Consider the following 22,201-nt stretch of genomic DNA (forward strand, 5'->3'; position numbering starts at 1 on the left):
ATCAGGGCTCCGGCATCACGCCGCCAGTTCTGTGCTCTGACCGGGGGCGTGTGGGAAGCGAGGGGGAAGGTGGCGTAATGACAGTGTCCGAGGTATTCGAGCCGGTCAGCACCGAGCGGTTGGTGCTCCGCGGCTACTGCGCGGATGACGTGGACGATCTGCTGCGTTATTACAGCCGTCATGAGGTGTGTCGTTTTCTGTTTGACGATCCGTGGACAATCGACCATGCGCGGAAGGTAGTGCAGCGGAAGGTTTTGTGCCGAAGCCTCGGCGACGGTCATCTGGCGCTTGTCGTCGAATACGAGGGCCGGGTGGTGGGCAATGTGGGGGCATGGTTGATCGAAGGGACCGAACACTCTGCGGAACTCGGGTGGGTGTTTTCCCCGGAGGTTGCGGGGAAGGGGTTCGCGACGGAAGCGGTGACCGCGTTGCTCGATCTCGTGTTCGCAGCACCGTCGCTGCATCGGGTGAGGGCGCAGATGGATGCGCGAAACGATGCTTCTGCTCGGCTCGCACGTCGTGTGGGAATGCGACGGGAGGCCCATTTCCGGGAAGATATGTGGGTCAAGGGCGAGTGGACGGACACGGTGGTATTCGCTGTGCTTGCTGACGAGTGGTCGCCGACATCGTGCTGAGAAGTGAGCGATCGGAGATGGTGGTTTTCAGAAATGGGTGGACCTTGAGATCGGTTGTTGGTGCGGTTGTTTCGCTCGCCGCCACAGTCTCGATATGCGCCTGCAACGCAATGGCGCCCGAAACAGTCACGAGTTCGGGCCCTCGGTCCGCGTCGCCCACCAGCATTGTGCGGGCCTTTCTCGAATCGTTGAATGCGCATGACGTGGAGGCGGCGAAGCGTTTGCTGAGTCCTGAGTTCGAGCAGCGGTTCGAGAGCACTGCGGATAGTTGGTTCACCAACATCGTCAGCATCACGAACATCGAGGTCGGGGATCCATTGCCTCAGGTCCCCGAGGGTAACGGGATGTCCGGGTACCAGCAGGGCGTTCAAGTCTTGACTCATTTCGACTTGGAACAGCGGACTGTCGCGTCGATGCACAATGGCGCTACTTCGTGGGGGTACATGCTCGCCCGCGAGTCTGACGGTGACCCTTGGCTCATTGTCAGTCAGGGAATGGGGTAGCGCCCGAAATCAACCGATCCATCTGTCACGGATGTGCCGCCGAAACGCCGATCGAGGACTTCACCCGGATCCTGAACCCGCGGCAATCGGCCGGATGATGTGAGTGCTGGGAGAGCGCCGTGGGGTAGACCGTCGGTTCGTTTCGTCGAGTTCTCAGGGACCGCCTTGGAGCGTGTACGGGACGAACATCCCGTTCGCCCCTTGCGCAAGGACGGTGACGGGTTGGCTGGTGGTGACGGGCCGTCCCGGCCGAATTGCGGCATACAGGTCGATGTTCTCGTCGTCGATGTGGTCGACTTTCGAGTAGTCGTATCCACTCGCAGATCGTGGCATGTCGGCGACGGGGTCGCCGTTGCGGTTGTAGTGCCGGTGACGGTAGGTGAGACTGATCGGGAATTCGTCAGCGGGTGTCCGGTGACGCGCGTAGTAGAGACCGCCGTAGATGGACACCACGACGAGTGTTCCGGCGATCACAAGCATGACGAACGCTGCGACGGCGTTCGCCGGCCACAGCCGGCTCCCTTTGCGCATGCACGAAGTATGGCGAACAGTAGACACTTCCGTCTGGCGGGTTTTCGATTTCGGACTACAGACCCCGTGGTGTGTTGTCTCGGGATAAGGAAACGACGGCATCATCTGTGAGCCAGGATGTACCGGATCAGGATTGCGAAGAGGGATGCCAGCGAGCAGTAGGCGAGGAAGCCTCCCATATCAACCCAGGTGCGTTCACCGAAGGGGCCTGGGCTACCAGCGACACCTGGACTTCACGACTGCTGCGTCGGGCGAGGTGGATCCACCACACAGCAACATTGCCCACGCCCCATCCCCACAGTAGCCACATGAGCACCCTGTTGGCTTTGTCGACTGACGTTCGGTCCTCACTGCGTGGGCGCATGATTGAGTGTCCATCGTCGGCCGGAATACAGCACCTTTCGAATACTGCACATGCCCCCAGCAACCCGCCAGGTCGTCATTGAGTCTGTGCAACAGCACTATTGAGGCAGTGACGCCCATGCAGAGGCTGTTGTTTCCCCGGAGTCCCACGCTATTGCGAGCTATGCGCCACCGCGCAGGAACTGTCGGTTCAATGAACTGCCGTACTTGTGGACCAGATGCCGCTAGCGCACTCACCCTGTCCCAGATGGGTGGCTTCGGCCTGGGCGAACTCGCGGTCACCGCGCCAACTTGGCGGTGGGGGACGTTCAGTTGTCGTGCTGTTTGCCTAGCTCTGCGGCTCTGTCGTGAGCGGCTTCGATCGCCGCGAGCACGGCGGTGTGAACGCCGCGACTATCCAGTTCACGGATCGCGCTGATCGTCGTCCCTCCGGGCGAAGTGACCGCCTCGCGCAGACTCCTCGGATTGTCGTCTGACTCGTCGAGCATCTTTGCCGATCCTACGGCCGACTGAATGATCAGCTTTTCGGCGATCGCTCGCGGCAGACCGAGTCGGATACCGGCGTCGACCATCGCTTCGACGAGGTAGAAGAAGTACGCAGGCCCCGACCCGGACAGCGCTGTGACGGCGTCCAACTGAGGCTCGGCCAGTTCGATGACCTCCCCGACATGCTCGAACATGGCCTTGACGGTGGCCACATGTTCGGCGGTGGCGTACCGGCCGGCGGCGAGAACACTCATCGCCTCGCCCACCACCATTGGGGTGTTCGGCATGGCCCGCACGACCGGAACGTCGCCGAGGCGACGTTCGAACAGTGCCGTCGGCAGACCGGCGCACACGGTCACCAGCAGCTTGTGGGCTGTCATTCCGATGCTCAGCTCTTCGAGCGTCACGTCGATGTCCTGCGGTTTCACAGCTACGACCAGCACGTCCGCCTGCTCGACGGCCTCCCAAGTCTCGACAACTTTCACGCCGTACTTGGTGGTCAGCTGTTGCGCGCGGTCGGCCCGACGCGTGGTGAACAGGAGATCTTCGGGCTTGTGCCCACCGTGCAGCAGGCCCGACATGAGGGCTTCGCCGATCATTCCTGCACCCAGTACCGAGATCACCATGGCGCCGAGCTTAGCGTTTTGCCGACGGTGAGTTGGGGGGGTTGTGCCGGCTTTGTGTAACGGCTTTGAATGTCCTGGATTCTCAACAGAACAAGCTATTCGATTGGTGTGGAATCGATTTCATGGCTTGTGCGCGCTGAGGCTCTTGTTGGCATTGAACTACGTTGGGGTAGTCGATGTTCGATGTCGGGTGCCGGATCAGACGTTTCGATGAATTCGATTGGTGAGAAGCATGTGTCGGAATTCAGAGGAGCGAGGCGCTCACCAAGCTGTCCTGTGAGTGGCTGTGGATGATCGTGCAACAGATTTGGTAGACCGGCGAGACTGGTCAGGAAGTCGGCGGTATCTGGCTGACCAGTGATTCGTACAATCGCTCTATTGCTCTTAGGACTTCGGCCGGTTCGATGTATTGGTTCTTCTCACGCAGCGCGTATTCCAGTTCTTCGCCATCGCGAACGCTTTCAGGCACCAGCACGTGCCATTTGTACCCCCGGGGTTGCAACCGGACTCCGGCCTCCGCGAGGTAGGAGTTGACGTCGTCGTTGACCATCCGCAGGTCTTCTTCGGTGTATGGCTCGAACCAGACTTCCTCGGGTTCCCTGCTCGGGTCACCGCGAGTAACCCGTACGGGCGGGTGCGCGGATGCCGGATGCGGTGTCCTGTAGCACCTGCTTGGCCCCGCAACCCACGCGGTCAGCGCTCCGTGTCCATTCGAAATGACGCTGACGTAGCGACCCACAGGCAGGGCACTGGGCACCTGACCGTCGACCTCGGACAATGGATACTCGCTCCAGTACTGCGCCATGTCGTCCATTATCGTGCGCGAGCTGTGATTTCGGCATTAAGGGAGCAGACGCAGCAAGGTGCAACGGATGCAATTGTTCTCTGCCAGAGTTGAATTCCCTAAGGAAATGCCGTTCACGTTGCATGGTAGTTTTCGTCGATGGATTCCGTCTCCTTGGTCCGCGTAACCGAAGCACTGAACGCTTCATGGGGACCCGATACGTGCGCTCCAGAAGACATCGGGGATTGGTCGGAGGAGAATCCCGCGCGCGGGCAATGTGCGACTACTGCGGTGGTGGTGCACGACTATTTCGGTGGTGACCTGGTTCGCGGCGAGGTGCACGTTTGAGGTGAACGAGTGGACTTTCACTGGCGGAACCGGTTACCAGATGGGTCGGAGATTGATCTCACGCGTGAACAATTTTCGGTGCAGGAGAGCGTGATCGGTGGTGTCTATGTTCCGCGTCCGACGGGTTGGACGCGGCTCGATTATGAATACTCACTCCTCTCAGGCCGAGTCGCCGAACACTTGAAGCGCTCACCCACAACATTTTTGGCGTCACAGGGTTGAACCTCACTGCACCAGATCGTCCGCGCGATGTCCTTGTGGATCGGCGATGGCGGTGCGCTTGGTCATGCCTCTTCGTGCGCATTCGAGCCCGAAGACACCCATCAATCGTCCACCGTGCCACATCAATGCCCTCACTACGCATTTCCAGCCACACCTTGTGTGCACCGTAGACCGAATAATTCTCGGTATGCACACGGCTGACCTCGGCTTGAAGTTCTTCGTCGCGCACAGTCCGCTGGCCCCTCGACTGCAGGAGCGGCACCCGAAGATAGTCGAACCGGCATACCGACACCTCCGGATCGCGCAGAATGGTAGTCGGCGTACACGCGGATGAACCCGGGGAGCGGTGCAATGATCCGACGACGGCTCGGCCAAGCATTAATGGTGATCGCGCTCGCCTCCGCGGCCGTTTCGACCGCGCCCGTCCACGCGCAGGAACCGTCGCCAATCACGACGCCGGGCACAGTGACCGCGGCAACTTCCCTGCCGCACTCCTTCTGGATCCCCGGCGCCGCCAACGCATCAAAACTCACCTATTGGTCTACGGGACCGCTGGGCCGGCCCGCGTTGAGTACAGGCGCGCTCTTCCTGCCCCCCGGCGACCCACCCGAAGGCGGCTGGCCGGTCATCTCGTGGGCTCACGGCACTGTAGGTATTTCCGACCAGTGCGCTCCCACCGTGACCGGGACCGTCGGCAGTCCATACCTCACGAACTGGCTCTCGCAGGGCTACGCGATCGTCGCGACCGACTACGTGGGGCTCGGCACGCCGGGAATCCACGCATACCTGGACGGACCCTCGGCGGCGCACAGCGTGATCGACATGGTGCGCGCCGCGCGTGCGGTCGAACCGTCGCTCTCACCGCGGTGGGTGGCACTCGGACAGTCTCAGGGCGGTCAGGCCGCGATGGTCACGGCAGCGATCGCCACACGGTACGCACCCGAACTGGACTACCGGGGCGCGGTCGCGACCGGGGCGCCGTCCAACCTGGAGAACCTTGCACCACTCGTGGGGCCGGACTTTCCCCGCTTGCCACTGACCGGCAGCACCGTGTTCGTCTCGTACCTCTTGGCCGGACTCCGGGCGGCGCGACCCGATCTCGACATCGATCGCTACCTGACACCACGCGGCACGGATGCCCTGGCCAGAGCCGAAACCAACTGCTACCAGGACATGGCATCGGACCTCGGCGACACAGCGATCGGCGATCTGGTGAACCGGCCCCTCGACGATCCCGCGGTGCTGGCCGCTGCTCGCGGCATGCTGGAGATCCCGACGACCGGGTACGACCGGCCAGTGTTCCTCGGACAAGGGCTGACGGACGAGATGGTGCCGGCACCGCTGGCTTTGAAACTCGCGGCCGAACTCGCCGCCAACCGCCAGCCAGTTACATTCCGCACATATCCGAACGGTCATATCGAGACGATGCGGGCAGCGCTCCCCGAAAGCCTCGCCTTCGCCCGGAATCTCTTCCAGCCGTAGGTGAATCATGCGTTTCGTGAGAGCCTGTCCGACCCACTTTTCATCTTCTCAGCACCGTCAGGAGTGCGCGGCTGACCGAGGATCTGCCGAAGCCGAGCGTTGCAGCTATGGCGTCGAGGCTCTTGCCCCCGCCGCAGGTTGAACCGTCACCGAACATCGGGAGCGAGGCGCGTCAATAACCATAGACCTCAACATCGCATGTCCTGGGGGCCGCGGATCTAGACACGTACAGCGTCCAGGCGATCGACTTCGACGTTACGGATCGCTTGGGGCCACAGTGCGATGCGACCAGGCGAACCGACTTTGACCATTCTACTGAAATATTCTTCCTGGCAACAAAATTCGACTGAACCTGGTCAGGAGATGACCTCGATCGCTAATCCTCGTCCTCGTACTCCGGTTCGGGCTCATCCGCCCATGCCTGATATCCCGGACTCTTCAGATGCAGGTGGATCGCACTGACACCCCGGTTCAGTGTGATGACCGCGTTCGGCAGATCCCACCGGATAGTTGCCTCAGGTTCGGCGCTCGTGGCTGTCCCCAGGAGTGCAGTTAGTGCCACATCGAGGTTCGTGAATCCTTCGACCAGCAACGGACGCACCACGGTCATGGGCGTAGCATCATCTGCCACGTCCGTGACTAAGATCGAGATCGAATCCATTCTGTGTTGCCGCCCGAACATGTTCGCCGTCGGCCGGCTGACATGAAAGTTCGTCCGAATCGAGCCGCCAGCATGCCTGAGTTCGACGAGGTCCCATCCAGCCTGTGCGCAGAATGGTTCCAGGTCGTCGACGGCCCAGGTCCAGTCGAATTCTGCGGCGAGGCGGGTGATCCGGGTGGCGCCCTCGATGTCGACGTGCATGCGTGGATGCTTGCGAGTGTCAACATGACCTGCACCTGGAACGGACGCTCCTAGGAATTACACGCTGTCAGAGAACTCGGCCGCCGCGGAGGTAAACCTGCGCTGAACGCCGAGGTCAGAGATCCCGCGCCGAGTGTCGCAGCGGCGAGGACGCCAGTGTGCCTGCTGCGATGGCGAACACGATGGTGACGCCGATCAGGGTGGGGCGTTCGCCGATCGCGCCGACCAACAGGCCTGCTGTCACGGCACCGAGGGCGGCCATGGTGCGGTTGACGGAACGCCGGGCGGCATTCACGCGCCCGAGAAGCTCATCCGGAGTGAGCGCTTGCCAATAGCCCATCTCGTTCGCGTTCTCCGCGCCTGCTGCCAAGCCCTGCAGGCCAAGAGCTGCGAAGAGAAGGAGATGGCCAACAAGTGTGTCGGTCGCGAAGGTAACGAGAAGCCAGGTGAGGGGATACAGCGAGCGGGCGAGGATGACCGTTCGTCCTGGTCCGATTCGCGTGCCGATCGCATGTGCACTGGACGCTCCGAGGAGGCTTGCGACACCGAACGTCGTCAGAAGCAGGCCGTATGTGTAGGCGCTGAACCCGAGTGAGCGGAGGGCGAAGAGAGACAGCACAGTCAACGCGGCTCCGTTGGCGAGGAACCACACGTGTGTCGATATTGCGAGCGGGTTGAGAGTGCGGTGGCGGTAGGTGAATCTCAGACCCTCACGCACTTCGTTCATCAGGTTGCGGGAGCGAGAAGCGGGTCGCGGCTCGTCTACGTCGAGACCGTAATTGAGTGCGGCATCAGCGAGATAGCTGATTGCGTCGACGGCAATCACCACGGGAGCGCCGAGCAGGCCTACGAGTGCGCCCCCGACCGTTGGCCCCAATGTCGTTGCTGCTGCGTCGGCTTGGTCGAGTCGAGCGTTTGCTTTCACCAGTTGGCTGCGTGGAACCAGCCGGGGTAACAAGGACTGCATCGCAGCGAAGCCGAACACCGAGAAGGAGCCGAACAACAGCAACGCGATGACCAGGACCCAGATGTGCAGAAGGCCGGCGAGCCACAGAAGCGGAACAGTGCCGAGTGCTACCGCTCGACCGACGCTGGCCCACACTAGGATTGGCTTGCGCCGCCACCGATCGACGTAAACCCCCGCGAACAACCCGAGCACCGCATAAGGAATCAACTGAGCCGCGTTCACCATACCGACTTCGAAGGGCGTCGCGTCTAGAAGCTGCACTACCAAAATGGGCATCGCCACCGCTGTCACCGACGAGCCGGCCGAACTGATCACCGCGGCCGTGAGGAAGCGGCGAAATGATGAACGATTGACGGCCGGAGAAACCTCACTCATCGCTTCTACTCACGATGCCGCCACATGTCCGACTCCGCAGGTCCGTCCCATGAAGGGAACTGTAGTCGAGCACGCCCGATATGGTGCTGAGCCCGGGACGGTTGTTTGGCATTGCGAAGTTGACAGAAGTGCTCGACATGGCGACAGGGGGGGCGACTCTACCGATTCGAGGGAAGGCATCACCATGATCGAAACAGGCTCTCCCACACACATTTTCGTGATACCCCGCACTGAAGAACGCGACGGGTACGAGAATGAGTGCTTCACCCATTACGTCCAAGGCATGTTCCACCGCTGGATGTCAGGGCGCCACAGGATCTTCGGCCCTTTTCCTCGCACGCCAAGCCGTCGCCAGCGGCACCGTCGAATGCGCATTGGCTGTCGGCTTCGAGCAGATGAAACCCGGCGCACTCAAGCGGGTCTGGGACGACCGCCCAGCGCCGATGTTCCGTTTCGACGATCTGATGACCGAGATCCAAGGCGTCCACGACGCGCCGCGCACAGCCCAGATGTTCTATCGGAACCATGTCGACAATGCGGTGGCAAGACCGTCCTCGGTGCCTGGTGGGCAGATCTGGTCGGCTGCGGCAAGCACGGAAGCGGGTGCGTGACCCATGGCCACGCCGTGAGCTGCCCAGTCCAGCATTTCCAGATCGTTGATGCCGTCACCGACGGCTAGGGTCCGTGTTGCGGCGACGCCCAGCTCGATGCGCAGCTTTTCCAGCATCGCAGCCTTGCTTACTCCGGCTGCGGTCAAGTCGGCCAGTGGTTCGTCTTCGTAGCACAGGCTTCGAATGCCGGGGAGGTCGAGAGTAGACAAGATTTCGGTCAGCTCCTGTCCACTGCGTCCAGGCCAGTGGATCGCTAGTCGGGTGGTCGGCGTGGTCGCAAGTTCGTCGATATCGACCAGCTCGACCTCGCCGTGGTGCATATCCGCGTCGTCGACAGGGCCGGTTGCTCTGACCCCGATGCCCGGGTTCTCGGCTACGAAGATCGCGCCGGGTAGTTGTTCGCGTAGTGCCGCGATGGGAGTGCGTAAATCGAAGACCACTTGCTCCGCGATTTTCCCGGTTGCGGCATCGATCAGCACGGCCCCGTTGGAACAGATCGCGAACCCCGTCATGATGTCGAGCTCGAGTAGGAACGGTCGCGTCGCGGGGGCGAGTCTGCCGGTGCACAGCACGACGTGGGCTCCGGATCGAACAGCGGCCCGCACAGCCGATCTCACTGCGATGCTGATCGTTTCGTGCGCGAGTGGATTCGTGTCCTCGGCGACGTGCAGGGTGCCGTCAATGTCGAGGGCAATCATCATCGGGTGGCCGGATTCGAAAACCAAGGGTCATCCTTCGATAGTGTCAACTCGACAAAATTCATCGGTAGACCGTGTGTGGGTCGGCTCGGGTGCAACATACTCGAATCGGTATTCGTCGCCCAAACAGAGACGGTGGGCGCACACAAATCGTGCTGAATAGCGACACCTGAATTTCGCCGGCGAGTCCAGAGCCGTATCGCGTGGCTGCTCGGCTTATGGTGCGCGGGTGATGGCATTCGGGGGATGGGCGCGGTGGTGTCGGTGGGTGTTGTTTGGTGTGGGGTTGGTGTTGGTGGTGGGGCGTTCGGTGCTTTCGCGTTCTTGGGGGTGGGGCGGTGTTCGTATGAGCTGTGTGCAGCCGATTCGGCTGTGGCGTTGGAGAGTGCGTCGAGGGTGTGGCTGCCGGTTGTCGTCTCTTCGTGTACTTATGCGCCGTCCTTCGACCAGAGGGTGGTGATGGTGGTGTTCGATGGTGTGGCGTCGGTGTTCGCGGTCGTCGGGTGGGTGTTGATGGGTGCGGCGCTATATTCGAGGCGGCGACAACCGCCGACTGAGCACAAGTGGTCGATGCCAGTTGATCAGGGGTAGCGGCATGTTCTCCTCGCGTGTGGCCCGGTGGGTGCTTCGTGGTGTTTTGGGCGTTGTATCTGTGCTCGCGCTGATTACCTGCGCCTTGGTGGTGTTCACTGATCGGCTTGTGCCGTCGTGGCTCCCGTGGACGGAATTTGTCGTGGTTGTGGGGTTGATGGGGGTGCTGGCGATTGGGGAGCGGCGGGATTCACCTTCACTATGAGCGGGTATCCGACCTGCGCGTGCCTGAGTGCTCGTTTTGTGGCGTTGAACTGGGGTGATGACACGTCCCCGGTTTGTGGTGGGTGTCGGTGAGCTGCGCACTCGGCTAACAGCGGCGGCGTTTAGTCGGTGAGCACCAGGAAGGAAACTTTTGCTTGGCCGGTCCGCGTGAAGGTGGCTTCGTTGATCAGCTCGCTCAGTGCTTGTGCGCCATAGTTCGCCATCCGTTGGGTGGCCAGCGGTGTTCGTCCGCGTGCTGTCACGACTTTCCGGCGAAATCAATTGTGTCGGTGATGGTCAGGGTTGATTCGTAGTCGGATGTGTTGCCGCCGTAGGTGTTGACGATTCTGTCCGCGACGAGGCTGACCGTCTCTTCGGAGAACGGGAAGCTGGCGACGATTGTGGGAGTGATGTCTGCGAGATCGCCGCGCGGAACGGATCCGTGCGGTTCGGAACTGAAGGCAATGGCTAGTGATCGGGTGAAGGCGATCGTTTTCGTCCACCACAGCGAGCCCACTATGACACCATCACGGTGAACACGATCAGTATGCGATGGCGATTGGCGTAGCTCCTCATTGGTTAGTTGTACCGCGCGCAGCCCGGTGCCACCGCTAAACGTCCAAATACTGCAGTCGCGTTTATCTGGCCTGTTCGCGAGTTCGGTAGTGGCACAGTCGGGCTCGGTTCTGGTGACGTCGACGCCATTGGGATCGTGTGAGGACGTGGTCGGGGTTTATGCGTTTCCTGCGGGCAGGTTTGCGCCAGATCTCGCTGTGTTGCTCCTTGGCGGCCCTGGTTCGCGTGAGATTCGGGACTACCGGTCATCGCGACCCGCTGGTGGCGTTGTGGTTGTCGTAGCGGCAGATATGTTCTACGGCGAGAGAGACTATTGGGAGGACAAGCATGACTGCCGAGGGCTGGGAGAAGCTGCAGGCCGCGATTCCGGATCTGGTGGACGTCGACTTCGACGATGACGCCGAACCGATCCAGATATCGCAATTCGTCCGCTTGCGTGACAGTGGTACCGGCCGTGACATCACGGTCTACGAGAACGGCGGTGCAGTCGAGGCCACGCTCACGATCCCGTCGGATCCGGATGCCGCGCAGCAGTTGCTGAGCGTGCTACAAACCCAGCCGGTTTGGTTTCAGACCTCCAACGAGCAACGCTTGGAAACCAGCCGGTGGAGCCCGACCCATTCCGAACCCAGCGAACTTCGGGAGATATCGGCTTCGGTCGTCGCCATCATGCGCGACGGGCTCGGGATGGAATTCCAGCGCATCCGCTACACCGCCGGTGACGAAACCGGATACGACACCGGGCCGTGGGCCCTGCGCAACCTGTTGACTGCCGAACAACCGACGAAGCGTGGCGCACCCGACCGATGCACCGACTGGACGGATTTCGCCGAGCGACTGGAATGGGTGGTGCGCATTATGCCCGGCTACGACATCGTGACCCTCGATGCCCCTGCGGTGAAAGACCTCGGCTCGATCCAATTCCAACAGGACAACGGGAGATTGGAGGCGAGCATGATCACGGCGGACACCGTTCCCGGTTCCGGTGGCCTGGACCTTCGGCTGCGGGCACTCGGCTGGCGGGTAACAGAAGGACCGGGAGCCCCCCACGTGGAATGGCTGTACGGCCCGTTCAGTTCATCCGCCGGTTTCGTCGACCGACGCCTCGACCGAATCCCACAGCTCACGGTCGACACCTTCCGCACTGTGCACGGCGTCAACAGCCCACAAGACCTCGCCGTCAGCGGCCATGAGGAGACCGTTGTCAACGGCCACCAGGCCCATATCAGCAGAGAACTCGGCATACCCTGCCTTCCGTATACTCTGACTCCCCCGTGAGAGGCCTGACGCAGCGACGGCGTAGGTATCCGACCCACAGTGGGGCACCGTCTCTCGGCGGTGCGCACCTGGCTCAAGTGCCTCGCGAACTCGGAGACGTGCTCTAGCCGTGACCCGCGCCTAGGTCGATGCTCGAGCGCATCATTGCGCACGAAGCAACGGAACGCTTCGATTGCGATCAAGGCTGATAGCGCTTAGTGCAGTTAAGAGCCTTCGAGTCGAAATGGGACGGAGTCAGAGCCATCGCCACGACCGGATCCAAACCGCCGGCGCCGAGCGGGAAGAAAGCGTGCGAAAAGGGCCGGTGAGCAATGCGCTCACCGGCCCTTTGTGTGGTGATCTACCCGCATCATCACTCCGGGACGATGTGGATGGTGATCGTTCAGATTGCGGGGTTGTTGACTGTGAAAGTGACCCGGCCGCCACGGTTGTCGGTCTCATCAACCAACTGATCGACGCGGGCGGGCGTCGACGAGCTTGGTGTGGATCGAGCCGTCACGCCGACAGGGCTAGGAGGGGTTCGATGAAGAGGTAGCGTCGATCAGTGTCTGAGTGATCTCTCCTATTCCTTCCACCCAGCTCACCAGCGTGTCACCGTGTTTGAGGAACACCTTTGGGTCACGCATGACTCCCACGCCAGCAGGGGTCCCTGTGAAAATCAGATCTCCGGGCAGCAAAGTTACGGTGGTGGACAACGTGGAAATTAGCGACGGTACTGAGAAGACCAAGTCCCGGGTGCGGCCGAGCTGCATTTGTTTCCCGTTGATCGTGCATCCCAGCTCAAGATCTGAAGGGTTGCTGATCTCGTCGAGGGTGACCACCCACGGTCCGGTGGGGGAGAACCCAGGAAAGGACTTGCCGAGGCTGAACTGAGGTATCGGACCGAAGAACTGAGCATTGCGTTCGGACAAATCCTGTCCGACAGTCAGTCCCGCTACGTGCGACCAGGCCTCCGATTCTGCAATCTGTGAGGCGGTACGACCGATTACCACCACTAGTTCGACCTCCCAGTCCGTGTTGCCGCCGGGGGGCAACGTGACTGTCGTGATCGGACCACTCAACGACGATGGAAACTTGGTGAAGACGGTGGGGGCTTCCGGGACCGTTAGCCCGGATTCGTCTGCGTGCTCACTGTAGTTCAGTCCGATGGCGAAGATTTGTTGTGGCGCAGGCACTGGTGCACCTAGGTCTGCCGTGGTGAACTCAATCTGTTCGGCGCGGTCTGCGGTAGCTGCCCATGCGGTGAATTCGTCCCACCTCGCGTAGATTGACTGAGGGTCGGTACAGAACACACCGTCACTGGCTTTGTTGACATCGATGGCGGTGCTCACCCCTGTGATCAGTGACAAACGGCCGCCTATGCTGGCGATCTTCATGTGCTCCTCCTGAAAGTTGCAATCCGGCCTAGCCACCATCGGCGGTGACGTTGCGCTTGAGCCTCTTTGTTCAATGACGGGTTCGAGTGGTGACGCGGCAATAGTTCAAACAATCTGCTGGAGTTCAAACAATCTGCTGGGCAGCACTTTTAGGCATGAATTACGGAGAGTTCACCGTCCCCGTAGGCGGCGCGTAGGCGTTTCTTGTCGAATTTGCCGACGCTGGTTTTCGGTATTTCGTCCATCACCACCCAATTCTCCGGGAGCTGCCATCGTGCTACGGTGCCTGTCAAGTACTCCTTGAGTTCGCTGGGAGAGACGGAGATGCTGCCGTCGATTCGAAGAACCACTGCGACCAACGGACGTTCGTCCCATTTTCGATCCGGTACACCGATGACGGCAGCTTCCAGTACTGCTGGGTGCCCCATAACGGCGTTCTCGATTTCTACAGATGAGATCCATTCGCCACCTGATTTGATGATGTCTTTGGTGCGATCAGACAAGTGCAGGTAGCCGTCGGCAGTGATCGAACCGACGTCCCCGGTCCGAAGCCACCCGTCGTTGAAATTCTCCGGTGTGTCGACGTTGTAGTAGGACCCGGTGATCCACGGGCCCCGAACCTCGAGTTCGCCGATTTTGGTGCCGTCGTTTTCAAGTACCGTCCCATCCTCGGAGACGAGTCTGGCTTGAACCGACGAGGCGAAGCGTCCTTGCGTGTATCGGTACTTCCACATTGGATCACCTGTGACACCGGCCGGTGGACGTGCGACCGATCCCAACGGAGATGTCTCCGTCATTCCCCATGCGTGCAACACAGTCACTTGATGGTCCTTTTCGAAGGCTCGCATGAGCGTCGGAGAGACTGCCGACCCCCCGATCAGAACCTCCTTCAAGGAAGAGATGTCTTGCGGATTGCGCTCGAGATGTATATGCAGGGCTTGCCAGATCGTGGGGACTGCTGCAGCGAATGTTGGTTTCTGTGATGAGATCATCTCTGCTAGCCGTTCCGGCTGGAGAAAGCGATCGGGCATGATCAGGGAGGCTCCGATCATGAAAGACGCATAAGGAAGTCCCCACGCCATAGCGTGGAACTGGGGAACTATTGCTAGGGAACGGTCGCCCTGTTGGAGATTCGGTCCATCACTCATGCAAAGTTGCATCGAATGCAGATAGATTGAACGATGTGAATAGACAACACCTTTCGGGTCTCCCGTAGTTCCTGAGGTGTAGCACATCGCTGCTGCACTGCGCTCGTCGACGGCAGGCCATGGAAAGCTGGGAGGCTCATTTGCAATCAGTACCTCATACCCGTGGACCTTCATTCCGGCAGGCGCCTCGACTGCGACTGTGGGTGAACCGGTGACGATTAGGTGTTTGACGGTGGTAAATCTGGGAAGGTGCGGTTCGAGGAGCGGGATCAAGGTCGGGTCGACGATAATTACGCTGTCTTCGGCGTGGTTTACGATCTTGACAAGTTGATCGGGAAACAACCTGATGTTGAGGGTATGTAAGACAGCGCCCATAGCTGGAATGGCGAAGTAACACTCCAGGTGTTCGGAGTTATTCCACATAAAGGTTGCCACGCGTTCGTCCGTAGTGATGCCGAGCGTGCGCAGTGCATTGGCCAACGATCCACAGCGTTGTCCCACTTCGGCGTACGTTCTGTGACGAGGACCGGTGTCGGTCCACGTGGTCACACTCGCATCACTGTGTATGGAGCTTCCGTGTCGCAATATTTGTGCGATCGACAGCGGGACATCTTGCATCGTGCTGAGCATGTGGCTCCTGAAATTGAGTGTCCGGTGGTTCAGTTGATCGGGGTGGTGGGGTCGTTTCGCGGAGCTGCGAGGGCAAACGACGACATGAGGTCGAATTTCGGTGGGGCTGGTGTCGAGCTTTACACCAAAGGCTTGCATCGAGTTGACGAGTCGGCCGGAACTCGGGTATTGAATCGTTGGCGAATGGTATTTGCGTGCTTGTATTGTCGTCAAAAATCGTGTCTGCGTGCTTAATTGGTTCCAGAAATTGATAAGTACGGTGGCTGCCCCAGAGCCTCTCCTTCGATGGGGCGTGATGTCTAGCGCGTTCGGCGGCTCGGCGTGATCGGCAGCTAGAGCTTCCTTGAGGCCGGAGCTGTACATGCCGAGACCTCGGTCCACTTGTACTTCGGCCAGCAGTTTCAATTGGTGTTTAACATCAGCACATCACTGAAAGTGGAAGATATGCACTTACTATCCAATTGGGAGTGTCGACAACCTCGGTGATTTTGAGGTCGACGACCGTGCTGCAAAGGACATAGGCATCAATGGGTTCCAATCCATATTGTTTGCCCATGTGGTCGATCATTGCGCGCGTTGCGTCGCGTGCGGAGACCATCAGATCTGGCCCGATACCCATCGTTGCGAAGTAGCCTTGGTCCTCCATCATTGGCCGCAGCGGTCCGTTCGTCAGGAACTGTGGGCCAGGTATGCGTAGCTCTTTGTGGAGTGTCACGCGAACGGCGCCCGTCATCGAAGCTTCGATCGCGCTGACACAAACCTCACCATCACCTTGAGCGGCATGCGAATCACCAAGGCTCAGTAGCGCGCCGGGTACCTCCACTGGGAGGAAGATCTTGCTGCCAGTGGTGAGATCGCGACAATCGACGTTGCCGCCGAACTTGCCCGGGGGCAGTACCGGGATAGGCTCCGCTATGTCCGGGCAGACGCCGACCAGACCACAGAAGGGACGAATCGGGATTCGGGCGATTCCCAGGTAGTCTGCAAATTCTCCTTCTGTGAGATCCCACGTGTGCAGGTGTGCGTCGGGGAAATCGTCGGGTAACAGGCCCAATTCGGGTATGACAGCAGTCCATCCCCAATCGGCGGAGTCCATGTCCAGGAATTCGACCTCGAGGGTATCGCCGGGAGCGGCATCGGTGACATATATCGGTCCGGCAAGAGGATATATCTGATCCCAGTCGAGGGATACGACTGCCTCGGCTGTTGCGGAGGGAGTGAACTGGCCGCCAGATGCTTCAGTTGTTTCGAACTCGATTACGTCACCGCTGTTCGCGTACACGGAGGGTGCGTGGCTGGGACTCCACAACCTGTGTGTGGCGTTCTTCGCACTGTGAATCAATGTTGTAACCTCTCTTGCGAGTTGACAGGTCGATGTCCGAATTGGAACGGTGACCGTTACGCTTCGTCAGTCGGAAATGCAGGCCTTGAAGGAAAGTGCAGCATGAGTACGGGGCCTGTCACATAGTTGGGAAGGTCCGCTTGTGCGCGCTGTCCTTCCGGGGAATCCAGAGCGGCGAATAGGGCGTCAGTGGAGTCGAAGTCGGCTTCGAAAATCGCCACATAGGGTGACTTTCCTTCAATTGTGTTGACGTCGAAAGTCAGTCTGGTACTTCGGATTCCCGGCAACGTCTGTGCTATCGGGAGATGCGTCTGTTCGTAGTATTCCCTGAACTTATGTATGTCTTCCTGCGGTCCGTAGAGGACCATGAGCGTGTACACCGTCCGTTGACCTCCTCAAAGTTATTGCGCTGCTGCTTGACGTTTGGGTCGTACTAATCGTCGAACTTCATTTCCCGATACTCTGCTGTTTCCTCGTCGTAGATGAAGGCAGTGGTCGTGGTGTGGGCCGGCCATGTGACTTCGATTGCCTCGAAATCAGCGGACGCAGCAAACTCGCGGTGTCGGTTTTTTGGCAGTTGCCAGATGGACATGCCTTCTTCGAAGCGAATTTTTCCTATTCCTTCGAACTCATACTCCGCCCAGCCTTTGATCACGTATCCCATCTGAAATCCCCAGTCGTGCATATGCCAAGGAATGGCATGGGCCATTTCTTCGCCTTCGCCCGCGGTTCGCGCTCGGAAGATCTTTGCTCCGATTGCGCCGCCACTGAGTTCGGTGATTCCTAGGTCGCGAACCTCCAACGCATATCCGGGAAGTGGTTGGAAGCTATCGGGTCCGACCGCTTTGAAATGGTCGAGGCTTGCCATCCGCATGTCCTCGGTCGGTGCGGGCAAGGGGGGATCGAAGTGGGGTGTGGTGTGTTGGCCATCGCCTGACTGGTCTGTCGATGTCAGCGGTGCATTTTGTGTAGTCATTGTGACTCCGTGGGTAAGATTTGGTTGTCGTTCGTTGCGTTGTGGGGTCATGAGTTCTGTTGCGGCAGGACTGAACTGAAAGCCGCGCCACTCAACTCATGAAGTGGTAGGTAGCTTCCACTTATCGACGATAGCGCGCCGTTGTGATATTTGGAAGGGGGTTACCACTTATTGATGCTGCAGCGACTCGAGTCAGTCGATCTGCAGAACGCGCTTACCTCCTCGCCCGCGCCCTGCTTGAAGTGCCCAATGGGCTGCGGCGATGTCTTCCAGTGCGTAGATCTCATCGATGACGGGCTTGAGTGTGCTGTTCTCGGCCTGGACCGTGAGGTCGGTAAGCAACTCGGTAGTTGGTGATCCGCTGAAGGTTTGTATGCGTCGCGAACCCAGCGCGGAAGTTGCGAATACGTATGCGAGTGACCGCCAGTGGCCGAACGCGATCGACACCATTCGTCCACCGGGTGCTAGCAACCTCCGGTAGGACCGGAGATCCGATCCGACAGTGTCGAAGACTACGTCGTATTTCGGTAGGTCGAGAGGCTTCGTTACCGCGTAGTCCAGGCTCACATCGGCGCCGAGTTCTTTTGCGAGGGCGGTGGTTTTCGAACTGGATAGCGCTGTCACATGCGCTCCGGCTTCATGCGCGAACTGGACTGCGTAGCTTCCGACTCCACCGGTTGCGCCGCGAATCAGTACTCGATCACCACGTGTAAGTCCGGCTTTGTCGCGAAGGGCGGTTATCGTTGTGGTTCCGCCTGCAATTAACGACACCGCCTGCGTGTGATTCAGATTTGCAGGTGAGTGCGCGATACGGCCGGCATTGACGGTGACAAACTCGGCGGCGGCACCACTGCCTGTCTGGGCGATTCCGGGAAGCGTCCCCCAGACCCGATCGCCGACGTGGAACCCTGTAACGAGGTCGCCTGAGCCGGCAACCTCGCCGGCGAAATCGAGCCCGATGCCTTTCGGGAAGCGTCGAGCGGATACGGCCCGCAGTCGTCCTGATCGAACCGCGACATCGTGCGGATTGACGCTCGTAGCTCGTACGCGTATCAGGAGCTCATCTTGCTGGGGCGCAGGGATGGGAATATTCCTGACCGTCAGTACGTCCGGGGAGCCGTACCTTTCGAACTGCACAGCCTTCATGACTGTCTGTACTTTCATTCTCGACTCCCAACATTAAGTGAAACGGCCTTACCACTTATGGACGATAGCAGTTAAGTGGTAAAGCGTTCCCGCTTGGAGCTAGGCTGAGGTCATGCCCCAAGACGCCATACAGGTGAGCCGCGGTACGGGAGGTGGGTCACGTCCCCTACGTGCTGACGCACAGCACAATCGAGATCGGGCTGTGCACGTTGCGCGCGCAGTATTCTGTGAACTCGGTGTGGATGCATCGATGGCAGAAGTTGCCCGTCGTGCGGGGGTGGGACTGTCGACTCTCTTCAGGAGATTTCCAACGAAAGAGGACCTGCTACTTGCGGTCTTTTCCGACCATATTGCCGCCTGCTCTTCGGCGATCGATGAGGCGTTGTCGGATCCGGACCCGCGGCATGCAATTGACATTCTGATCAGAGACGTCTGTGAGAAGCAGGCGTCCGATAGAGCTCTTGCGTCGGTTTTGATCTCAGCTCTTGTGGGCGACCTATCGCTCGATGTTCGCGCGCACGTGGAATATGGTTTCGCAGAACTTATTTCGAGGGCGAAAGCGAATGGGACACTGCGCCAGGACTTCGAGTACCACGATGTGATCTTGGTTCTGATGGCGAATGCGGGTGTGGTTGCCATGTCAGATAGTGACGCTCCATCCAATTCAAGTAGAACGGTCGAACTCATGCTGACGTCGTTCGATCCCAACTAGACAAGTCGGGTTTGTCGCACGAAAGCCTTGCCTGGCAATCGAATCGAACCGGCTAGCCCAGCGACTTTTGGTGTTTCTGGAGTTAGCTCTAGACGTCATCGCTGGATATCTGTCATCTCGGCTCGCTTCCGGGGTCCTGCTGTGGCTGCCGAAGACTACGGCACGCGGAAGCAGCATTGACCAACTGCCCGAGTGCCTCCCGGAACTGGCGCATTCGACTGGGGAGGCGCAGCAAGTGATTGTGCTCGGAACTTCCGAGCTACGCCGGGCAATCACAATGCCCTAATCACCCCAGATTTTTGCGTCCTCACCGATCCTTCTGGTGAAGAGCCAGACGTGGTAGCGGTTCTCGAAGCCGAGACCGATGGCGAGATTGAACGTCAGTAGCCTCCGTGCAAGGCATCGGGTCGTGGTTTTACGGCTCTACCAGCCGACTTGGTCCCAGCGGGCAGTGCTCTCGTCGCGCAGTCTCCGCATGGCGACTGTGCGTTCCTGGATGAGGGTGCGTTCGAATTTTGCTAGGGCGCAAAATATCTGGAAGATGAGCACCCCGCCGGGAGACTAAGTGTCGATCGTTTCTGTCAAGGATTTGAACGACACCCCACGAGACTGGAGATCTTCGACAGGTTTGATCAGGTGCGTCAGTGACCGACCGAGTCAATCGAGTCGCCATACGACTATGCGGAACGGCGAGAGCCCCCGCGCGTTTTCCGGCGGGGGTCGGGGGAGTGGCGGGCGCCTCAAAAACGGTCGATTCAGAGAATGGATCTCTGATCAGGATGCGATCTACAACGTCCGCAGGCCGGGATCGCGATGTAGATCGCGGGTCGCATCCATGTTCGAAGTTACGGCGCCAAATTGTGCTTAATTCCAGGGTTCTGCCCGACTCACCGTTGACTTTTCCGTACGGAACCCGCTCTAATAGTCAAATATCGTGCACATATTGAGAGAGTGTGATCATTATATGCACACCCGTGGGAAAGGTGCGACTTCCAGACATGGAGCAAATTCAGGACACCGAGGTAGTGATCGTTGGAGCCGGACCGGCAGGATTGATGCTCGCCAATGTTCTCGGGATGTATGGAAAACGAGTCACAGTCCTCGAAGCGATGGATTCACTGATCGATTACCCCCGAGGCGTAGGGCTCGACGACGAATCCTTCCGAACGATCCAGACTGTCGGCCTCGTGGACGCAGTACGTCCCCACACCAGTCCGCAGCACATCATGAGGTTGGTCAACGGCGCAGGCAAGGTCATGCTCGTCAACAATCCTCAGACTGAAGAGTTCGGTTGGGAACGAAAGCATTCCTTCATCCAGCCCGAGGTCGACCGAGTGCTCTACGAGGGTCTTTCGCGTTTCGGCAATGTTGAGGTGTTGTTTGGTCACCGCGTGGAAGAGGTCGAGGAGGATCTCGGCGGAGTGACGGCCATTGCGCTCGTCACCTCGGCCGACGGCGAGGTCGAGCACCGGCGCATTCGAGGCCGTTTCCTTGTCGGCTGCGAGGGTGGAAAGTCGCCAACACGCAAGCGTCTGGGAGTGACTTTCGAAGGTGAATCTCCCTCAACTCGTTGGCTCGTTGTCGATGTCAACAACGACCCACTCGGTACGCCTAACGTTTTCCTCGGCGCCGACCCAAAGCGTCCGTACGTCTCGATCGGTCTGCCTCACGCGGTTCGTCGATGGGAGTTCATGCTGCACGACGACGAAACCGAGGAGCAGGTCACCGATCCCGCATACGTCAATGAACTTCTGTCAGAGCATGTTCCGAACCCAGCAGAGCTGGACTTCATTCGGCGTCGAGTCTTCACCCACCACGGCAGAGTGGCGTCGAACTTCCGACGCGGCAGACAGCTGATCGCGGGTGACGCCGCTCATCTCATGCCAGTGTGGATGGGACAGGGTTGGAATTCCGGCATCCGCGATGCGACGAATCTAGGCTGGAAGCTCGCGACGGTACTGTCTGGGCACGCTAGCGTCGACCTGCTCGACACATACACAACCGAACGCAAGGACCATGCGAAAGCGATGGTCGATCTCTCATTGACCTTCGGGAAGGTCATCAAGATCACTAATCCCGTTGCCGCCCTGGCCCGTGATGCAGCTTCATCGGCTCTCAACCGATTTCCGCAGATCAAAAGCTATTTCTCGGAAATGCGCTTCAAACCGATGCCGCGCTACACCCAAGGCGTGCTGGCCGATCCGTCCGATTGCACATCCGGTCGTGCCGACGCCACGATCACCAGTCGTCTCATCCCGGTGCGCACTGCCAACACGACTGTATCCCCAGTCGGAGTCCAGTTCCCGCAGCCGAGAGTGAATGCCGCAGCAACTTCGAACATTCTGCTCGACGACGCGATCGGGAACTGGTGGTCTGTCATCGTATGGGGAAACAGCCCGAAAGACGTTCTCCCGCGCAGCGCACTCCGCAGACTCGAGGCGTTGGGAGCGCAGCTCGTTGCAGTGGTACCCGAGACGCAACGGGCATGGGCACACCAGCACATGGATTCGGATGTCCTGGTGTTGGGAGACCACACAGGCCGACTCAAGAAATGGTTCGACGACCGGCCAACTCCGTTGATATTCCTGCGGCCAGACCGCTTCGTAGCGGGAGCCTGTCTGACACAGAACGCCCCAGCAACGCTCGACGCGATTTTGGCATCGATGTCGTTCATCGAGCCCGCACCGGCAAAGGATCAGATTGAAACATCCTCTGCAACAGCATGATCA

Annotated in this window: 21 protein-coding genes and 2 pseudogenes; 8 read left to right on the forward strand and 15 right to left on the reverse strand. The window is 59.5% G+C overall.

The genetic code is table 11. The annotated features are described in order from the left end of the window. Positions 1 to 77: 77 nt before the first annotated feature. Entirely contained in the window at positions 78 to 635 is a 558-nt protein-coding gene (locus tag ACFWEM_RS15300; RefSeq protein ID WP_333829486.1) for a GNAT family protein, read from the forward strand. A 110-nt stretch (positions 636 to 745) separates the two neighbouring features. Next, positions 746 to 1,138, forward strand: coding sequence for a nuclear transport factor 2 family protein (locus ACFWEM_RS15305; protein WP_256083040.1), 393 nt, complete (start codon positions 746 to 748; stop codon positions 1,136 to 1,138). Positions 1,139 to 1,291: 153 nt separating this feature from the next. On the opposite strand, the gene ACFWEM_RS15310 is transcribed toward ACFWEM_RS15305, so the two are convergent. From ACFWEM_RS15310 to ACFWEM_RS15320, 3 genes are all read right to left on the reverse strand, one after another. Next, positions 1,292 to 1,669, reverse strand: coding sequence for a hypothetical protein (locus ACFWEM_RS15310; protein ID WP_333829489.1), 378 nt, complete (start codon positions 1,667 to 1,669; stop codon positions 1,292 to 1,294). A 671-nt stretch (positions 1,670 to 2,340) separates the two neighbouring features. Then, a complete protein-coding gene (proC, locus tag ACFWEM_RS15315) occupies positions 2,341 to 3,144 on the reverse strand; it encodes a pyrroline-5-carboxylate reductase (RefSeq protein ID WP_209448324.1) in 804 nt (267 codons plus the stop codon). Between the two features lie 328 nt (positions 3,145 to 3,472). After that, on the reverse strand, positions 3,473 to 3,949 hold the full coding sequence (locus ACFWEM_RS15320) for a DUF5956 family protein (RefSeq protein WP_134932037.1): 477 nt from the start codon (positions 3,947 to 3,949) through the stop codon (positions 3,473 to 3,475). A 138-nt stretch (positions 3,950 to 4,087) separates the two neighbouring features. Between ACFWEM_RS15320 and ACFWEM_RS15325 the strand changes: the two genes are divergently transcribed. Together ACFWEM_RS15325 and ACFWEM_RS15330 are read left to right on the forward strand one after the other, a co-directional pair. Next, a complete protein-coding gene (locus ACFWEM_RS15325; protein ID WP_378534752.1) occupies positions 4,088 to 4,276 on the forward strand; it encodes a hypothetical protein in 189 nt (62 codons plus the stop codon). A gap of 573 nt (positions 4,277 to 4,849) precedes the next feature. Further along, the gene (locus ACFWEM_RS15330) at positions 4,850 to 5,980 is read left to right on the forward strand and encodes a lipase family protein (RefSeq protein ID WP_378534754.1); all 1,131 of its coding nucleotides are present in this window, start codon (positions 4,850 to 4,852) and stop codon (positions 5,978 to 5,980) included. Positions 5,981 to 6,356: 376 nt separating this feature from the next. Here ACFWEM_RS15330 and ACFWEM_RS15335 read toward each other — a convergent pair whose 3' ends face one another. After that, a complete protein-coding gene (locus ACFWEM_RS15335; RefSeq protein WP_378534756.1) occupies positions 6,357 to 6,842 on the reverse strand; it encodes a DUF6301 family protein in 486 nt (161 codons plus the stop codon). 115 nt (positions 6,843 to 6,957) lie between these two features. After that, complete coding sequence (locus ACFWEM_RS15340; RefSeq protein ID WP_378534758.1) at positions 6,958 to 8,184, reverse strand: MFS transporter; 1,227 nt, start codon at positions 8,182 to 8,184, stop codon at positions 6,958 to 6,960. A gap of 308 nt (positions 8,185 to 8,492) precedes the next feature. On the opposite strand from ACFWEM_RS15340, the pseudogene ACFWEM_RS15345 reads away from it, so the two are divergent. Next, a pseudogene (locus ACFWEM_RS15345) lies at positions 8,493 to 8,699 on the forward strand (lipid-transfer protein); the annotation flags it as partial. On the opposite strand, the gene ACFWEM_RS15350 reads toward ACFWEM_RS15345, so the two are convergent. The 3 genes from ACFWEM_RS15350 to ACFWEM_RS15360 all read right to left on the reverse strand — a co-directional run bounded on the left by ACFWEM_RS15350 (position 8,699) and on the right by ACFWEM_RS15360 (position 10,805). After that, positions 8,699 to 9,520 (reverse strand): HAD-IIB family hydrolase, encoded by an 822-nt coding sequence (locus tag ACFWEM_RS15350; protein WP_378534760.1) that lies wholly within the window; start codon positions 9,518 to 9,520, stop codon positions 8,699 to 8,701. The pseudogene ACFWEM_RS15345 and the gene ACFWEM_RS15350 overlap by 1 nt on opposite strands. An 890-nt stretch (positions 9,521 to 10,410) precedes the next feature. Next, the gene (locus ACFWEM_RS15355) at positions 10,411 to 10,551 is read right to left on the reverse strand and encodes a hypothetical protein (RefSeq protein WP_378534762.1); all 141 of its coding nucleotides are present in this window, start codon (positions 10,549 to 10,551) and stop codon (positions 10,411 to 10,413) included. Beyond that, positions 10,548 to 10,805: a hypothetical protein gene (locus ACFWEM_RS15360; RefSeq protein ID WP_378534764.1), complete on the reverse strand. Its 258-nt coding sequence runs from the start codon at positions 10,803 to 10,805 to the stop codon at positions 10,548 to 10,550. The genes ACFWEM_RS15355 and ACFWEM_RS15360 overlap by 4 nt, the downstream gene beginning before the upstream one ends. Before the next feature lie 386 nt (positions 10,806 to 11,191). Here ACFWEM_RS15360 and ACFWEM_RS15365 point away from each other — a divergent pair, with 386 nt between their 5' ends. After that, positions 11,192 to 12,142, forward strand: a complete 951-nt coding sequence (locus ACFWEM_RS15365; RefSeq protein ID WP_003941115.1) for a hypothetical protein — start codon at positions 11,192 to 11,194, stop codon at positions 12,140 to 12,142. A 509-nt stretch (positions 12,143 to 12,651) separates the two neighbouring features. On the opposite strand, the gene ACFWEM_RS15370 is transcribed toward ACFWEM_RS15365, so the two are convergent. The 6 genes from ACFWEM_RS15370 to ACFWEM_RS15395 form a co-directional block, all read right to left on the reverse strand. Then, on the reverse strand, positions 12,652 to 13,518 hold the full coding sequence (locus ACFWEM_RS15370) for a fumarylacetoacetate hydrolase family protein (protein ID WP_378534766.1): 867 nt from the start codon (positions 13,516 to 13,518) through the stop codon (positions 12,652 to 12,654). A 149-nt stretch (positions 13,519 to 13,667) separates the two neighbouring features. Further along, a complete protein-coding gene (locus ACFWEM_RS15375; protein WP_378536142.1) occupies positions 13,668 to 15,296 on the reverse strand; it encodes a long-chain fatty acid--CoA ligase in 1,629 nt (542 codons plus the stop codon). 418 nt (positions 15,297 to 15,714) lie between these two features. Next, the gene (locus ACFWEM_RS15380; RefSeq protein WP_378534768.1) at positions 15,715 to 16,638 is read right to left on the reverse strand and encodes an acetamidase/formamidase family protein; all 924 of its coding nucleotides are present in this window, start codon (positions 16,636 to 16,638) and stop codon (positions 15,715 to 15,717) included. Between the two features lie 56 nt (positions 16,639 to 16,694). Next, entirely contained in the window at positions 16,695 to 17,006 is a 312-nt protein-coding gene (locus ACFWEM_RS15385; protein WP_378536144.1) for an EthD family reductase, read from the reverse strand. A gap of 65 nt (positions 17,007 to 17,071) precedes the next feature. Continuing rightward, entirely contained in the window at positions 17,072 to 17,506 is a 435-nt protein-coding gene (locus ACFWEM_RS15390; protein WP_378534770.1) for a hypothetical protein, read from the reverse strand. A 300-nt stretch (positions 17,507 to 17,806) separates the two neighbouring features. Further along, positions 17,807 to 18,778, reverse strand: a complete 972-nt coding sequence (locus ACFWEM_RS15395; RefSeq protein ID WP_378534772.1) for an NAD(P)-dependent alcohol dehydrogenase — start codon at positions 18,776 to 18,778, stop codon at positions 17,807 to 17,809. Between the two features lie 94 nt (positions 18,779 to 18,872). On the opposite strand from ACFWEM_RS15395, the gene ACFWEM_RS15400 reads away from it, so the two are divergent. Further along, positions 18,873 to 19,472, forward strand: a complete 600-nt coding sequence (locus ACFWEM_RS15400; RefSeq protein WP_378534774.1) for a TetR/AcrR family transcriptional regulator — start codon at positions 18,873 to 18,875, stop codon at positions 19,470 to 19,472. A gap of 477 nt (positions 19,473 to 19,949) precedes the next feature. On the opposite strand, the pseudogene ACFWEM_RS15405 reads toward ACFWEM_RS15400, so the two are convergent. Then, a pseudogene (locus tag ACFWEM_RS15405) lies at positions 19,950 to 20,153 on the reverse strand (recombinase family protein); the annotation flags it as partial. Positions 20,154 to 20,470: 317 nt separating this feature from the next. On the opposite strand from ACFWEM_RS15405, the gene ACFWEM_RS15410 reads away from it, so the two are divergent. Continuing rightward, positions 20,471 to 22,198 (forward strand): bifunctional 3-(3-hydroxy-phenyl)propionate/3-hydroxycinnamic acid hydroxylase, encoded by a 1,728-nt coding sequence (locus ACFWEM_RS15410; protein WP_378534776.1) that lies wholly within the window; start codon positions 20,471 to 20,473, stop codon positions 22,196 to 22,198. Positions 22,199 to 22,201: the final 3 nt, after the last annotated feature.

Source organism: Rhodococcus sp. NPDC060176 (assembly GCF_042728675.1).
Taxonomy (GTDB): Bacteria; Actinomycetota; Actinomycetes; order Mycobacteriales; family Mycobacteriaceae; genus Rhodococcus_F.

Excerpts from the sequence above, each read along its gene's own strand:
- ACFWEM_RS15300 (WP_333829486.1), top strand. The coding sequence starts at position 78 with ATGACAGTGTCCGAGGTATTCGAGCCGGTCAGCACCGAGCGGTTGGTG.
- ACFWEM_RS15305 (WP_256083040.1), top strand. The coding sequence starts at position 746 with ATGGCGCCCGAAACAGTCACGAGTTCGGGCCCTCGGTCCGCGTCGCCC.
- ACFWEM_RS15310 (WP_333829489.1), bottom strand. The coding sequence starts at position 1,669 with ATGCGCAAAGGGAGCCGGCTGTGGCCGGCGAACGCCGTCGCAGCGTTC.
- proC (WP_209448324.1), bottom strand. The coding sequence starts at position 3,144 with ATGGTGATCTCGGTACTGGGTGCAGGAATGATCGGCGAAGCCCTCATG.
- ACFWEM_RS15320 (WP_134932037.1), bottom strand. The coding sequence starts at position 3,949 with ATGGCGCAGTACTGGAGCGAGTATCCATTGTCCGAGGTCGACGGTCAG.
- ACFWEM_RS15325 (WP_378534752.1), top strand. The coding sequence starts at position 4,088 with ATGGATTCCGTCTCCTTGGTCCGCGTAACCGAAGCACTGAACGCTTCA.
- ACFWEM_RS15330 (WP_378534754.1), top strand. The coding sequence starts at position 4,850 with ATGATCCGACGACGGCTCGGCCAAGCATTAATGGTGATCGCGCTCGCC.
- ACFWEM_RS15335 (WP_378534756.1), bottom strand. The coding sequence starts at position 6,842 with ATGCACGTCGACATCGAGGGCGCCACCCGGATCACCCGCCTCGCCGCA.
- ACFWEM_RS15340 (WP_378534758.1), bottom strand. The coding sequence starts at position 8,184 with ATGAGTGAGGTTTCTCCGGCCGTCAATCGTTCATCATTTCGCCGCTTC.
- ACFWEM_RS15365 (WP_003941115.1), top strand. The coding sequence starts at position 11,192 with ATGACTGCCGAGGGCTGGGAGAAGCTGCAGGCCGCGATTCCGGATCTG.
- ACFWEM_RS15370 (WP_378534766.1), bottom strand. The coding sequence starts at position 13,518 with ATGAAGATCGCCAGCATAGGCGGCCGTTTGTCACTGATCACAGGGGTG.
- ACFWEM_RS15375 (WP_378536142.1), bottom strand. The coding sequence starts at position 15,296 with ATGCTCAGCACGATGCAAGATGTCCCGCTGTCGATCGCACAAATATTG.
- ACFWEM_RS15385 (WP_378536144.1), bottom strand. The coding sequence starts at position 17,006 with ATGGTCCTCTACGGACCGCAGGAAGACATACATAAGTTCAGGGAATAC.
- ACFWEM_RS15390 (WP_378534770.1), bottom strand. The coding sequence starts at position 17,506 with ATGGCAAGCCTCGACCATTTCAAAGCGGTCGGACCCGATAGCTTCCAA.
- ACFWEM_RS15395 (WP_378534772.1), bottom strand. The coding sequence starts at position 18,778 with ATGAAAGTACAGACAGTCATGAAGGCTGTGCAGTTCGAAAGGTACGGC.
- ACFWEM_RS15400 (WP_378534774.1), top strand. The coding sequence starts at position 18,873 with ATGCCCCAAGACGCCATACAGGTGAGCCGCGGTACGGGAGGTGGGTCA.
- ACFWEM_RS15410 (WP_378534776.1), top strand. The coding sequence starts at position 20,471 with ATGGAGCAAATTCAGGACACCGAGGTAGTGATCGTTGGAGCCGGACCG.